Source organism: Marinobacter sp. (genome assembly GCF_033722735.1).
Taxonomy (GTDB): domain Bacteria; phylum Pseudomonadota; class Gammaproteobacteria; order Pseudomonadales; family Oleiphilaceae; genus Marinobacter.
In genome coordinates this window covers 28,322-42,995 of the sequence record NZ_JAWVYN010000014.1, presented here as the reverse complement: position 1 = coordinate 42,995, position 14,674 = coordinate 28,322, and the positions used below count along the sequence as shown (strand labels likewise).

Below are 14,674 nucleotides of genomic sequence, written 5' to 3'. Positions count from 1 at the left end.
TCGGGAATTCCTAGATGACACCTTGGGAACGCTACCAGCAAGACCTGACACGTCCTGATTTTCATAAAGACCCGGCGCAGGAAGATGCCGTTCGGCGTCTGCAGTCACTCTACGACAAACTGGTGGCGGCTGAAAGCCAGCGCCAGAAAACCATGGTCCGGCTGCGACGCAAGCTCAACAAGGGACGGCAAGAGCCGGTCAAGGGGCTCTATTTCTGGGGCGGTGTCGGTCGTGGCAAGACCTACCTGATGGATACCTTTTATGAGGCACTGCCGTTCGAGCGGAAGATGCGGGTGCACTTCCACCGCTTCATGCAGCGGGTGCATAACGAACTGAAAACCCTCAAGGGCGAGAAGAACCCGCTGGAGATCGTGTCCAAGCGTTTCGCCGACGAGACCTGCGTCATCTGTTTCGACGAGTTCTTCGTCTCAGACATCGGCGACGCCATGATCCTCGCCACCCTGATGGATGGCCTGTTCAGTCGCGGTGTGACGCTGGTGTGCACCTCCAACATCGTGCCGGACGGGCTGTACAAGGACGGTCTGCAGCGGGCCCGGTTCCTGCCGGCGATCGAGCTGGTCAAAAGGTACACCGACGTCGTCAACGTGGATGGCGGGGTGGACTATCGACTGCGTACCCTGGAACAGGCCGAGCTGTACCATACGCCACTGGACGCCGGGGCCAACGACAGCCTGGCTCGTAGCTACGAAGGCTTGGCCCTGGAAGCGGGCAGCCACACCCTGGAGCTGGAGGTCAACGGCCGCAAACTGCGGGCCCTCCGTCATGCCGACGACGTGGTCTGGTTCGACTTCGAGGAACTGTGTGACGGCCCCCGCAGTCAGAACGACTACATCGAACTGGCGCGGGAGTTTCACGCCATCATCATCAGCAACGTGCCGGTGCTGGGGGGAGACAAGGACGACCAGGCGCGCCGCTTCATCAACATGATCGATGAGTTCTATGACCGGAACGTGAAGGTGATCATGTCGGCGGCAGCGCCGATTACCGAGCTTTACGCCGGCGGGCGCCTCAGTTTCGAGTTTGAACGCACCGAATCCCGACTGCTGGAGATGCAGTCCCACGAGTACCTGGAAGCGCCCCATAAGCCCTAGGGTGGCAGGTAGTCCCATAAAAAAACGCGACAGACATTGCCGCCGGTTTATGGCAGGCCGGACGGTTAACTTAGCCAAGAGGTCCATTGAATCATGAGCAACAACGTAGTCATTGTCAGCGGCGTGCGTACGCCGATGGGTGGTTTTCAGGGTAGCCTGAGTGCCGTTTCCGCCATTGATCTGGGTGCCACCAGTGTCGCTGAGGCGGTGCGTCGCGCTAACATCGAGGCGTCCGACGTTCAGGAAATCATCCTCGGCAACGTGCTGCCCGCCGGTTTGAAGCAGGGCCCGGCGCGCCAGGTGATGCGCAAGGCGGGACTGCCGGACAGCACCGGAGCCACCACCATCAACAAACTGTGCGGCTCCGGCATGAAAGCCACCATGTTGGCCCACGACCTGATCATGGCCGGCACCAACGACATCATGGTGGCCGGAGGCTTCGAGAGCATGTCCAACGCGCCCTATCTGCTGTTGAACGCCCGTAAGGGTTACCGCATGGGGGCCGGGGACACCGCCCAGGATCACATGTTCCTGGATGGCCTGGAAGACGCCGAGACCGGTCGCCTGATGGGGGCCTTTGCCCAGGATATGGCGGACAAGAAGGGCTACACCCGGGAAGACATGGACAACTACGCCATCAATTCCCTGAAGCGCGCCCAGAGCGCCATCAAGGAAGGGCTGCTGAAAGACGAGATTGTTCCGGTAACCGTCAAAACCCGCAAGGGCGAGACCGTGGTGGAGGAGGATGAACAGCCGCTGACCGCCAACCTGGACAAGATTCCGACCCTGCGTCCGGCGTTCAGCAAGGACGGTACGGTGACCGCGGCCAATGCCTCTTCCATTTCCGACGGTTCTTCCGCGCTGGTGTTGATGAGCGAAGCGGAAGCCGAGCGCCGCGGCCTCAAGCCGCTGGCCCGGATTGTCGGCCACAGCACCCATTCCCAGCACCCGTCCGAGTTTACCTGCGCGCCGGTGGGCGCGATCAACAAGCTGTTCGAAAAGACCGGCTGGAGCAAGGACGAGGTGGACCTGTACGAGATCAACGAGGCCTTTGCCATGGTCGCCATGATGCCGATTCGTGAGCTGGGCCTGGATCCGGACAGGGTCAACGTCCACGGCGGCGCCTGTGCCCAGGGCCACCCGGTCGGCTCCACCGGTTCCCGCCTGCTGGTGACTCTGATGCACGCGCTGCTGCGTTATGGCAAGAAGAAGGGCGTGGCGTCACTGTGTATCGGTGGCGGTGAAGCCACCGCCATGGCGATCGAACTGCTGTAAGCCGGCGTCCGAGCGTTGAGGCGAAAAGGGTGTAGCGGGTGAAACCGCTACACCCTTTTTTTTGTGGGCTTGCGGAACAAAGGGGGCAAGGGCGGGATCGCAGCGCCCCGCTGGTTGCCTCGCGGATTGTTGTCTATAGTGTCTCGGGTGAGGGAACCAGCGGAAAATCATACTTTTGACTGATCAAAGCGTCTGTCCCCGTTAGCTATAGTGCGAACATCACGAGCGCTGTGCGTGAAGCCTCGACTCTCGTGACCAAAAATAATCCGAGAGCACTGAAAACAAAGTCGCGACTCAGAACAACAATGGAGTAGCCTTCCAATGACAAGAAAAACTCATCAACGGCAGACCTGGGCCAAACTTCCTTTGGCGGTGGCTGTTGCAGCTGGCATGTCCGGTCAGGCGTCAGCATTTTCATTCTATGTTGGGGACGTGGAAGCCTCTTTTGATACCACCCTCTCCGCGGGTGCGACCTGGCGTACCGAAGACCGTGACAGGCGGTTGATTGCCCAGGGTAACCTGGGACCGGAATTCGCCAATACCACCGAGGGCGCCTCCACCAACAACTACGACGACGGTAACCTCAACTTCGATAAGGGTGACACCGTCTCCAAGATCGTTAAGGGCACCAGTGAGCTGTTCCTCAGTTACGACGTCAACAGTGATTACCTGACTCGCGTCGGCGGCTTCGTTCGTGGTCGTTACTGGTACGATTTTGAGCTGAAGGACGAGATGCGGGCCGAGGACGACGTGGGTCAACGCCGGGAGCTGAACGACGAGGCCAAGGACAACGCCTCCGGCGCCGAATTTCTCGACGCCTACGTGTTCTCCGACTGGTACCTGGGCAACATCCCCTTGAGCGTACGTTACGGTAACCAGGTGGTCAGCTGGGGTGAGAGCACCTTTATCCAGGGCGGCATCAATACCATTAACCCGATCGACGTCCAGGCGTTCCGGGCACCGGGCTCCCAGCTCAAGGAAGCCCTGCTGCCGGTGGAAATGCTGTACATGTCTGCCGGTGTGACCGAGAACATCACCTTCGAGACCTTTGTCCAGACCGACTGGGAGCCAGTGCGTCCGGATGATTGCGGCACCTTCTTCTCCACCAACGATTTTGCCGCCGACGGTTGTGGACCGGTTCTGCTGGCCGGTCAACTGCCAGACTCGATTGCCTTCGCCAACGAACTGATTGCGCCTCGCGTCGGCGACCAGGAGCCGGACGAAAAAGACCAGTTCGGGGTGGCGATGCGCTGGTACGTGCCCGAGCTGAACGATTCCGAATTCGGTTTCTATTACATCAAGTACAACAGCCGGCTGCCGTACGTCAGTGGCGTGGTCAACGATCCCGACAACGGCGTGGCGTTTCCGTCCTACTTCATCGAGTACCCGGAAAACATCAACCTCTACGGTATCAGCGTGAACACCACCACCCCCGGTGGCTGGTCCCTGGGTGCCGAATACAGCTTCCGCGACAACCTGCCGCTGCAGTGGAACGCCTTTGAGCTGATTCTGGGCGGCCTCCAGCAAGTCAATCCGGTTACCGGCGATCCGGCCAGCCTGCTGCAGGTGCAGCGCGAGCAGGAGGCGGGTGCCCCCATCGGCGGCGGCGCACTCTCCGGCCAGGAAGTTCAGGGCTGGGATCGCTTCAAGGTTTCCCAGGCCCAGTTCACCCTGATCAAGTTCTTCGACCAGGTGATGGGTGCCAGCCGTCTGTCGTTTATCGCAGAAGCCGGTGCTACCTATGTGCATGACCTGCCAGAACTCGACGAAGCGCGCTACGGCCGGTCCGGTACCTTCGGTGTTGGCGTTCGTGAAGGCGGCGGATGTGAAGCACTCAACATCAATGACAGCTACTGCACCAACGACGGCTTTACAACCTCGTTCTCCTGGGGCTACCGGGCTCGCTTCGTCTGGGATTACACCAACGCCTTTGCCGGCATCAACCTCCAACCACAGCTGGCCTGGAGCCACGACGTCAAAGGTTATGCCCCGCAGCCGGGTGGCAACTTTAACGAAGGCAGCAAGGCGATTGGCCTCTCGTTGACCGGTACCTACCAAAACCAGTACACAGGAACGATTGGTTACACAAACTTTTTCGGCGGCAAACCGTATAACGAGAAAACCGACCGTGATTTTGTGAGCGCGAGCGTGTCTTACGCGTTTTGATCGGCCCGAATTCGTTAACGAGGTAACTTAAATGAGATTGACTAAGAAAGTTCTGGCTACAGGTGTTCTCACAGCGTCACTGATGGCGAGCAACGCCTATGGCGCGGTGTCTGCAGCGGAAGCCGCCAAGCTGGGCGATACCCTGACGCCGATCGGGGCCGAGAAGGCCGGCAATGGCGATGAAATCCCGGCGTGGGACGGCGGCCTGGACCAGATTCCGGCAGGCTACAAGGGTGACGGCATCTACGTGGACCCGTTCCCCAATGAGCAACCGCTGTTCACCATTGATCAGAGCAACGTCAGCGAATACGCCGACCGGCTGTCCGCAGGACAGGTGGCGATGATCAACAAGTACAGCGATTACGTGATCCCGGTGTATCCGACTCACCGTACCGCCGCGTACCCGGATGACATTGAGCAGGAAACCATCGAGAACGCCACCAAGGTGGAGTTGATCAAAGGCGGTAATGGTCTGGGGAACTACCAGAACGCCACGCCGTTCCCGATTCCCCAGAACGGCTTGGAGGTCATCTGGAATCACATCACCCGTTATCGGGGTGGGTCGGTTGCCCGTAATGTCGGCCAGGTGACGCCGCAGGAGAACGGTGCCTACAGCGTGGTGAAGTTCCAGGATGAGCTGACCTGGCGGGCCTTCCTGACGGATTACGATCCCGAGGAAGATGCCAACGTGCTGTTCTACTTCAAGCAGGCCATCACCGCTCCGGCCCGTCTGGCGGGTAACGTGCTGCTGGTTCACGAAACCATCGACCAAGTGGCGGAACCCCGTCGTGCCTGGGTTTACAACGCCGGTCAGCGTCGGGTACGTCGTGCGCCGCAGGTGGCCTATGACGGTCCGGGTACCGCCTCGGATGGTATGCGGACCTCCGACAACTTCGACATGTACAACGGGGCTCCCGACCGCTACGACTGGGAGCTGGTGGGCAAGAAGGAAATGTACATTCCGTACAACTCCTACCAGCTGGTGGACCGTGACCTCTCCTACGATGACATCATCAAGGCGGGCCACATCAACCAGGAGCTGACCCGATACGAGTTGCACCGTGTGTGGCATGTGCGCGCTACCCTCAAGGAAGGCGAACGCCACATCTATGCCCAGCGCGACTTCTACATCGACGAAGACAGCTGGCAGGCCTCGGTGATTGATCACTACGACGGCCGTGGCGAGCTGTGGCGTGTGGCCGAAGCCCACAACATGTACTTCTACGACCAGCAGGTGCCCTGGTACGCCATTGAAGTACTGTACGACCTGCTGTCCGGTCGTTACCTGGCACTGGGTCTGACCAATGAGGAGTCTAATCCCTACACCTTTGGTGTTGAGCGTTCCTCCCGTGAGTACACCCCCTCCGCACTGCGTCGGGCGGGTACCCGCTAAGTCGTTATCGAAACGGCAGTCAGAGAAAGCAGGCCTCCGGGCCTGCTTTTTTTATGTCCGGCGTGGCGCGCGCGGAGTGGAGCACCGTCATGGGGGCGGCTTGAGCGCTTGATATTTGTCGTGTTGGCGGTGGTTTACCTGTCAAAGATTTTGCAGTTTGGGCCTTTTCTGGTTTAATCTTGCCCGCAATCATACTAAAGGCGTACCCGAAGCCGGTCGCCACTCTGAGGTCATCCTCCTGATCAACACTTCGACGCCCGCCTGGACACCAAAGAGTGACTCCGGATTTGGCGTAAACGACGGGGCAACTTGTGAACGCGTTTGACAGTCATGCGGCGGCTAACGATGAGGGCCTGGCCGGGGCCCGCGAGCGCAAGCCAGGTCGGCTTGTCATGGACCTACTCCGGAACCGGGTGCAGATGCCGCGGCCGGTTGCGGGGCATTTTCGCAGACACGAACTGCTCACCCAGTTACGCAGGGCGGTGGCGCCCGGTGGCATCCTTCACCTTGAGGCCCCCTCCGGGTACGGCAAGACCTGCGAGTTGGCTGCGGCGCTGAGTGAGGACGAGGCCGCCAGTCTCCAGGTCAGTTGGGTAAACCTGAGCGAGCGGGACAACGATCCCGTTCGCCTGTTGGCGTTACTCCATGTGGCATTGCGTTGTGACGGCGAGTCCGAATCGCTGCAGCTGTCCATGGAAAGCGGGCAGTTGGTGGATGCCCTGGACATGTTGCTCGTGCAGTACGCGGGCGGTGAATCCGCCACTTCACCCAGGGTGTTGGTTCTCGATGGCCTGGACCAACTCACCAGCTCCGTGGCCATTGCGCTGGTGAGCCGTCTGCTGGACCAGCTGCCTGACTCCCTGTCCCTGGCGATGACGTCCCGCCAGGCCTTGCCGTTTGAAACCCATGCCTACGAACTGGATGGACGCTTCAGTCGACTCACCAGTGAGCACCTGGCTCTCACCCGGGAGGAGACACTGGCGTTTTTTCAGCCCCTGCTGGACCGCGACCTGGTCACCCAGGTAGCGGTGGAGCAGCTCTACAGTCTGACCGAGGGATGGTTGACCCCCTTGGCCCTGTACCGGCTGGAGATTGAAACCCACGGCGAATCCCGCCTTCCCATCCAGGAGGCGCGCAGTGTGGTGGCTTTCCTGAGTGGAACCGTCTTTGCAACACTGAGCCCGGCCCAGCGGCGGTCACTGATGGTGATGTCCGAAATGGAAGTGGTCTCGGACGAATTGTTTCAGGCGATTGCCGACGGCAAATGTGACCCTCACCTGGTTCCCTCGAAGGCCGCCCTGGCTGGGCTGCCGATCCTGTGTGTGCCCAATCGTGGACGTTGGTTCCGGGTCCTTCCCCTGGTAAGGGAATGGCTGCTGAGCGCTCCTGCCGATGGGCGTGAAGCCCGGGCCACCCTGGCCAGTGACTGGTTCAGCCGGCAGGGGCAGTTTACCGAAGCCCTGCGCTATGCCCTGATGTGCCACGACACGGAGCGAGCCATTGGCGTTGCGTCCGAGGGGTCTGAGGACCTCCTGATCAGCCAGGATACCGCGTCACTGTTGACCTTGCGTAAATCGCTTCCGGTGGGATTGATTCAGCGTAGCCCCCGGCTCCGGGTCGTCTACAGCTGGGTTCACGCCATCGGCGGGCAGTTCCAGGAGGCCCGTAGCCTACTCGACGGGCTCGCCGCCGCCGAACAACAGGCATTGAGGGGGCGGATCAGTGCCCTCAAGGCGTTCCTGCTCAGCGGCGAGGGTGAGGTCCAGGCGGCGCTGGCGGAGGCGAGTGCAGCACTTGACTCTGACGAGCTGTCCGGTCACGGCAGGCTGGTGACGCTGCTGGTGAAATCCGGGGCGCTTTGTGCTTTGGGGCGCTTCGCCGAAGCGCGGGCTGCCAACCGGGAGGCCGCCCGGCTGGCCCGGGAAGCAGGAGATGCGGGGTCGGAAATCCTGACCGTTTACGCCCACGCCCGCATTGAATTGGCCAAAGGGTCATTGAAACACGCCGAGCAACTGCTGCGTACCGGGCTGGATACCGCGGTGAGTGAACCGGTGCGCCCGCCCCGGGTGGGGGAAGGGCGGTTGATGATCAACCTGGCCCTGGTGCTGTGGCACCGGGGGCGAATTGCCGAAGCCGACCGGCTGCTGACCCGGATCATCCGCCAGGCGGATCAGGCCCGGGATCTGGCCCTGTTGCTGGCGCTGGCACTGCGGGTATTGATCTGCAAGTCCCAGGATCGCCTGGATGAGGCGTTTGCCTGGATAGGCGTGGCCGAGCGTACCATGCACGCCTGGCAGGTGGACGACGCCGTGTTTGTCCCGGTACTGGAAGCGCTGAAGATCAGTTGCTGGCTCGCCAAGGGACAGCGGGAGAGCGCGACTCATTCCATGGCAAAGCTGGCCCCCTATCGCAATCAGCACCGGGTGCTGGAGCTGTTTCCGATGATGCCGGGCCTGCTTGATGCCCTGGACGTGCGCTTGGCTCTCGCCGAAAAGCGTGTGGGTGAGGTCCGTGAGCGATTGCTGGCCGCGCTTGCAAACCATACCGATGGCAACACCCATTTTGGTCACCTGTTGCACCTGAACCTGCTCAAGGCGGCCGCCTGTTTCCGCCAGGGCGACAAGGCCCGGGCGTTTGACAAGCTCAAGCAGGTGATCGAGATGGCGGAACCGGAACACTACATCAGCCCGTTCCTGGAGCTGAAGGGCGAGATTCGGGAACTGGTAACCCAGGGACTGGCGGGGACGGGGCGTTCGCCGCTGCGGGATTCCCTGCGGGAACTCTTTGGCCTGGCGGTCGAGCCGGTGTCGGAACACCGGGCCACTGACCTGCCCGAACCCATCAGCGACCGGGAATTTGGCGTGCTTGAGCTCATCGCCCAGGGGCTGTCCAACCAGGACATCGCCGACCGGCTGCACATCTCCCTGCACACCGTGAAAACCCACGCGCGGCGGATCAACGCCAAGCTCGGCGTCAAATCCCGCACCCAGGCGATTGTCCGGGCGAGGGAATTGGGGGTGTTATAGCCGAAATGCGTTGCGGTTCGTCCTCACTGGCGCACTTGTCGTGTGGATTGAATTATTATGCTATCGGGATCAGACTATACCAATTATTGGTATAAAGGAGGTGGGGCCATGCAAAAGAACACCAGCATCACTTTAGGCCAGCATTTTGATGCGTTCATTGCAGAACAGATCAAAAATGGCCGATACAGCTCAACTAGCGAGGTCGTCCGTGCAGGACTGCGTCTGCTTGAAGAGTCTGAAACCCGCCTGAACACACTTCGCAAACAGCTCAAGGAAGGCGAAGATAGTGGTTTTGAAGACTACTCTTACGACTCATTTATACGAGAGCTGGATAACGAAGGGCGCTGATGCCATATTTTAAGCTTTCCAGGAAGGCCAAAGCTGACCTCAAGTCTATTGCAGCATACACGGAGCGTGAATGGGGCAGGGATCAACGAAACCATTACATTCTTCAGTTCGATCAGTGCTTTCACCTTTTGGGTGGAAATCCGAACCTGGGGCAGCCCTGCGACGAACTACGCCCAGGGTACAGACAATACCCTCAGGGAAGCCACATCATCTTTTATCGGCTAAACAACAAGGAAATTGTTGAGATTATCCGTATCCTGCACAAAGGCATGTTACCTGAGGTGTATCTGATTTAAGACCTAATGCGTGGCCCTCAGTTATCGCCGTTCTCGGTAGATTGCAGAGCCGCATAAGGAGCTTGGATTAGGGGACAGCTCTGAAATCTGTCCCCGGGTGGAGCGGAATCAGGACGCCTCCGGCACCTGATCCGCGTTGACAGGCTCGTCCACCGGCTGCTTGAGCTGCTCGATCAGGGCGTCCTTATGGGCCCACAGTTCGCTGACCCAGGCCTGGAACGCTTGCTGGATGTCCTTGTCGTTCTGGTAGTCCATGCCCAGGAACTGGTGCGGAATTTCCAGGGTGCGGATGTCGATGACGATGCGCTTGATGCGGCCGCATAGGTAATCCCAAAAGCCGGACCGACCCTCCGGGTAAACGATGGTGACATCCAGCATGGTGTGGAGGGTTTCGCCCATCGCCCCCAGCACGAACGCGGTGCCACCGGCCCGGGGTTTGAGCAGGTTGCGGTAGGGGGACTGCTGGGCTGCGTGTTTGGCCGGGGTCAGCCGGGTCCCTTCCATAAAGTTGAACACCGTGACCGGGGTGTAGTGAAATTTCTCGCAGGCCTGGCGCGTGGTCTCCAGGTCCTTGCCCTTGAGCTCCGGACGCTTGGCGATTTGCTCCCGGGTGTAGCGACGCATGAACGGGAAGTCCAGCGCCCACCAGGCGATGCCCAGCAAGGGGACCCAGATCAGTTCCTTCTTGAGGAAGAACTTGAGCAGGGGGATCTGGCTGTTCAGGGCGTATTGGATGGCGGGAATGTCCGCCCAGCTCTGGTGATTGCAGGTGACAAAATACCAATGATCCCGCCGCAGCCCCTCGAGGCCGCGAATGTCCCATTCCACCTTGTGCAGCACGTCGCCCACCAGGTTGTTGAAGCCGATCCAGATGTAGGCGATGTTGTTGAGCACGACCGTGCAGGCCTTGCGTACGCCGTCAAAGGGCAGAATCAGCTTGATCAGGGCGAAGACAATCAGCACAGGAAACAGGCACAGGGTGTTCAGTAGGATAAGCAGCGCCGCAATCGTGCCTTTGACGGGCGCCGGCAGGAAGTTCAACATGCTTCGGGTCTCTCCAGATGGTGTTTTCTATGCGCCTGCCGGATGGTCAGCCTTCGTGGGCCGGACCGGGTTGCGTGGCGGTTGTCGTCGGTGGCATCAGGCTCCGTTCTTCACTGGCAACGGCGATGTGTTGCAGGGTCTCCCCCGAGGGGGAGGCCAGTAACCGGGCAAACTGACGGTCAAAGTAGCCCAGGTTGTTGAAGCGGATCATACCCTGAATTTCTTTCACGTAGGCGTCACCGCGTTCGGAATACCGGAGCAGTCCGTTGGCCATCGTCAGCCCGTCGGGCTTCTTGCCCGCTTGCCGGGCCTGGGCCCGGGTTTGCCTCAGGTCGCGATAGGAGCGGTGACGGTTGAGGTTCTCGATGTAGGCGCGCACCGAACCATAGGGGGAGGCGAAAGCAGCCACCTCGTGACTCTGGTCATCCCCCCGCCGCCGGGGGACCAGGCCGCAGCCGGCGGAGAAGCACCACTGGCCGAACAGGTTGTTCCCCTGCCGGGCAAAGCGGGAGGTGCCCCAGGCGGATTCATTGGCGGCCTGCGCCATCACCAGGGACGGCGGAATGGCGTCCAGCTTCTGTTTCAGGGCGGTAAAGTTCTCGGCGCTGCCCACCGCTGAGTCGACCCGCAGCCGCTCGCTCTGTGCCTGCAGCCACGCCCGCTCAGCCTCAGACAGGGTATCCTGCTGCGACAGTTTGAGCAGGTACTGGCGGGCCATCAGTACCCGGCTATTGGCGAGCACGATGCGGGGGTAGAGGAAAGCGAAGAACGCGGCCTTCTTCTCCGTGGTATCACGATAGCTAGAGAAGTCCGGGAGTGGCTCGCGGGACCACTCGGGCAGCGGCGGAAGCTGGCCCGTGGAAATGCCGTAGCGGCCGCCCACTTGGTCGGTAAGCGGTGAGTACAGGCTTCCCCAGAGGGCAGCGGCAACCAGCGGCAACAGCAACAGCAGGGCGCGAACAACCAACGACATACAACCTCGCGTCATTAACGACATGCGAGGAAGTATAACAGGTTGTGCCCCGGTTGATGGACTGGCCGTACTATCGGCCCCATTGGCCGTATCGGGTTAACGAATGGCCAGACGGGACGCTATGGAAGGCGGGTCGCCATGAGCAGGCCAAGGCGCTGGGGGGTGCCGGTGTCTACCAGCCGCAGAAACAGGGATTCCTGGTCCGCGCTGACGAAGCCTTCCAGCGTGAGTGCGCCGTCGGTCAGGCGGACCTGACCATTGCCCAGGTCGGTGTAGCTGAGTGCGATGTCGGTCTCAGACAGGGCCGAAGGGGTGCCGACCTCCACCGGGGCAACGGTGTGTGTGACGGAAAGACCGCTGGTGGACAGGATGGCGGTGGTGGCAGAGGTCAGCGTCAACGTTGCGTCCTGATAGTGGGTCAACTGGTTGCTGTTGTCCGCCAGGGCCAGGGAAAGTCCCTGAACCCGGTAACTGCCGCTTGAGGGGGCTGCGCCGGAGGCCTGTTCCGCGGCGACGACCAGCCCATCGCCGATTTCCGAGTCGTCCAGGTTGAACGCCATCAGCTCGCCGTCGGGGGTGCTGGCGCCGATGCCATGGCTGTCCAGGTTGAGCCGGCCGATTTGCTGGGGGCCGCTGCTTAGCTGGGACTCCCGCAGGGTCAGGCTGTGGCCGCCGGCGCGGGCACTGACCTGGGCGCTGACGGTACCGCTGCCATCTCGGCTCAGCTGCTGGGTGGCCAGGCTGCGGGTGACGGTGGTGCCGGAGACGATCCAGGTGCCGAAGGCCGCTTCCGCCACGAATGGGGCCGTGGCAGCCTGGTTCAGCTCCAATCCCAGGGTCAGCACGTTGTAGGTCTTGCCGTTCAGGGTATCGAGGCTGAAATCCTCGGCCCGGGCCAGATTCAGGTCGAGTACGGAAAGGTAGTGGTCTTCCAGGGTTTGCTGGCGCTTGAGCTCATCCCCCTGCGTCTCCAGTGCGATGGCCTTGCCGGCACTGAAGTAGCCGGCCAGCACCTGGCTGGGCGCCGCACTGCCGCCCCGGACATAGGCATCCAGGAAAAACGGATTGCGGGTCCAGCCCACAATCCGGGAACTGTCCCGACCGGTGATGCTCTGGTACAGCGCTCGACCGGTGAGCAGTCGCACGTCATCCTGAAGGGTGGCAGCGCCCGGTGCCGTGGCGTGGGTATTGAGCGCCCAGGTTTCGCTTCCGCGGGAGAAGAAGTCGTTGCCGGCGGTTTGCATCAGCGTTTCGCGACGGTAGGGAATGTCGCTGGTGAGGGACGTCACATTGATATCGAAGACATCAAAGGAGGTCAGGGTAAGGGCGGGGAACACAAAGGCACTGCCGTACTCGTCCTGCAACAGTTCTTCCTGGGCGATACGAACCCCCCACTGGCCGGGGCCATCCAGACTGGGTTCGTGAAAGCTCTGGCCCAACTCGATGCCGAGCAGCACGCTGTTGAAGTCCACGGAGGAGGCGGCGATCTTACCGGCGGAGGTGCGGTCGAGCAGCGCGTAATCCGCCATGTCCGCGGTGTAGCTGGCAAAGTCTGTACGTTCGCCAAGGAAGGCCACCGCGCCATCGCCGTCTAGGTTGGCAGGTATGTCGATTTCAAAGTCGTGAACCTGGTCGGCCAGGGTGGACCAGACGTACTTGTTCAGGCACAGGGCATCCTCGGTGCTGTTCACGCAGCTCATGATCTGGTCAAACTGGGCTGCGGTATAGTCCGCCAGGACCTCGCTGACCAGGTACTCGGAGAACGGATTGACCTTGATATCCCGGTCTTCGTCGGCGGCCAGGGAGCGGTACAGGGTATTGCCGGTGACGGCTTCGATAATCACGTTGGGCCCTATGGGCTGGCCCTCGGCGAAGGTGACCACGTAGCGGCCATTGCCCTCGGCACGGATGTCCGCGTCCACTGACGCCAGGCGGCTGAGGGTCTGGTTTGATCGGTACACCTCGAGGCGCTCGGGCTCGACGATGCGCAGGTTGCGGCGGGTGACTTCGCCCTGCGGGGCGACGGCTTCCGGCACTTCCAGGGTGACCCTGATTTCATTCTTCGCCAGCCCGGAACTGTTGTTGGAGTCGCCGGTGGTGCCGGACTGGAAGTCATCCAGGGCATTGGTGGCCGGGGGGAAGGTGTTGGGCCTGCTGGCGGCCTCGTCAATGGAGTCGTCGCTGCCGCCACCGCAGGCGATCAGTAACAGGGAGGTGGCGAGTACCGTAGGCAGGGAAACGCGTTTCAGCCGCATGCCGGAGATTCCATTCCGTGATTTCGAGTAGATGGAGCGTCAGTTTAGCAGGCAGGGCAGGGTGAAACAGTGAGTCAGCACACGAAAAGCCGGTGACGGGGGCCGCCACCGGCACTGTATCAGAAGTAGATCTTCAGGCCGGCCAGCACGCCCTCGTCCAGATTGACGTCACCGCTGACGTCTTCCAGGTCAGTGTTCAGGTACCGGTAGCCGGCGAACACTTCGGCATTGCGAATAATGCGATAGCTGCCGCGCAGCTCGATGCTGGTAAGGTCCTCAGAGTCGCCAAAGGACAGGATGTCCGGCGCAAAGTGGGCGGAGCCTGTGAACGAGAGCCCGGGAACGTCAGGAACGTTCAGCGTAGCGTAGCCGCCGAGGCCAAGCGCACCGCCGTCAGCGGGAGAGTCATCCCAGTAGATGCCACGAACGCCAACCCCGGCAGTGGTCGGCAGGTTACCAATGGCGGTACGGCCCTGGGCGTGGAAGTCGAGGTTGGTGATGTTGCGGCTGCCTTCATGGTAGGTATGGCCGATACCCAGTTGCAGCTCGGACTGGGTCTCGAACAGGTTCACCTGGCCCTTGACGGAATCGTCGGTCAGGCTGAGGTCGACGTCGCCGGCCATCACAGGGGCAGCAGCCAGGGACAGGGCAACAAGCGGAATACGGCAGTACTTCATGCGGGTACCTATCGGTTGTGTTAAGTCGCTGAATTGGTTGCGATCGAAAACGTTGACGCCATGGTAGCGGGCCACCCCAGGGCACTCAACTTACAATGGGGTAAGGCAA

11 protein-coding genes are annotated in these 14,674 nt (G+C 61.0%); 7 read left to right on the top strand and 4 right to left on the bottom strand.

Translation table 11 applies throughout. The features are described from left to right. Positions 1-14: 14 nt before the first annotated feature. The 7 genes from zapE (at position 15) to R3175_RS11635 (ending at position 9,616) form a co-directional block, all read left to right on the top strand. On the top strand, positions 15-1,112 hold the full coding sequence (gene zapE, locus R3175_RS11665) for a cell division protein ZapE (RefSeq protein WP_318944454.1): 1,098 nt from the start codon (positions 15-17) through the stop codon (positions 1,110-1,112). A gap of 93 nt (positions 1,113-1,205) precedes the next feature. After that, entirely contained in the window at positions 1,206-2,387 is a 1,182-nt protein-coding gene (locus R3175_RS11660; protein ID WP_318944453.1) for a thiolase family protein, read from the top strand. A 321-nt stretch (positions 2,388-2,708) separates the two neighbouring features. Continuing rightward, positions 2,709-4,553, top strand: coding sequence for a DUF1302 domain-containing protein (locus R3175_RS11655; protein WP_318944452.1), 1,845 nt, complete (start codon positions 2,709-2,711; stop codon positions 4,551-4,553). A gap of 31 nt (positions 4,554-4,584) precedes the next feature. Beyond that, a complete protein-coding gene (locus R3175_RS11650; RefSeq protein ID WP_318944451.1) occupies positions 4,585-5,946 on the top strand; it encodes a DUF1329 domain-containing protein in 1,362 nt (453 codons plus the stop codon). Positions 5,947-6,257: 311 nt separating this feature from the next. After that, positions 6,258-8,972, top strand: a complete 2,715-nt coding sequence (locus tag R3175_RS11645) for a LuxR C-terminal-related transcriptional regulator (RefSeq protein WP_318944450.1) — start codon at positions 6,258-6,260, stop codon at positions 8,970-8,972. Between the two features lie 108 nt (positions 8,973-9,080). Then, a complete protein-coding gene (locus R3175_RS11640; RefSeq protein ID WP_318944449.1) occupies positions 9,081-9,320 on the top strand; it encodes a type II toxin-antitoxin system ParD family antitoxin in 240 nt (79 codons plus the stop codon). After that, positions 9,320-9,616: a type II toxin-antitoxin system RelE/ParE family toxin gene (locus R3175_RS11635; RefSeq protein WP_318944448.1), complete on the top strand. Its 297-nt coding sequence runs from the start codon at positions 9,320-9,322 to the stop codon at positions 9,614-9,616. The genes R3175_RS11640 and R3175_RS11635 overlap by 1 nt, the downstream gene beginning before the upstream one ends. Before the next feature lie 108 nt (positions 9,617-9,724). Here R3175_RS11635 and R3175_RS11630 read toward each other — a convergent pair whose 3' ends face one another. From R3175_RS11630 to R3175_RS11615, 4 genes are all read right to left on the bottom strand, one after another. Then, positions 9,725-10,660: an acyltransferase gene (locus R3175_RS11630; protein WP_318944447.1), complete on the bottom strand. Its 936-nt coding sequence runs from the start codon at positions 10,658-10,660 to the stop codon at positions 9,725-9,727. A gap of 46 nt (positions 10,661-10,706) precedes the next feature. Next, on the bottom strand, positions 10,707-11,633 hold the full coding sequence (locus R3175_RS11625; protein ID WP_318944446.1) for a glucosaminidase domain-containing protein: 927 nt from the start codon (positions 11,631-11,633) through the stop codon (positions 10,707-10,709). A 119-nt stretch (positions 11,634-11,752) separates the two neighbouring features. Further along, complete coding sequence (locus R3175_RS11620) at positions 11,753-13,888, bottom strand: hypothetical protein (protein ID WP_318944445.1); 2,136 nt, start codon at positions 13,886-13,888, stop codon at positions 11,753-11,755. A gap of 119 nt (positions 13,889-14,007) precedes the next feature. Next, positions 14,008-14,565, bottom strand: coding sequence for a YfaZ family outer membrane protein (locus R3175_RS11615; protein WP_318944444.1), 558 nt, complete (start codon positions 14,563-14,565; stop codon positions 14,008-14,010). Positions 14,566-14,674: the final 109 nt, after the last annotated feature.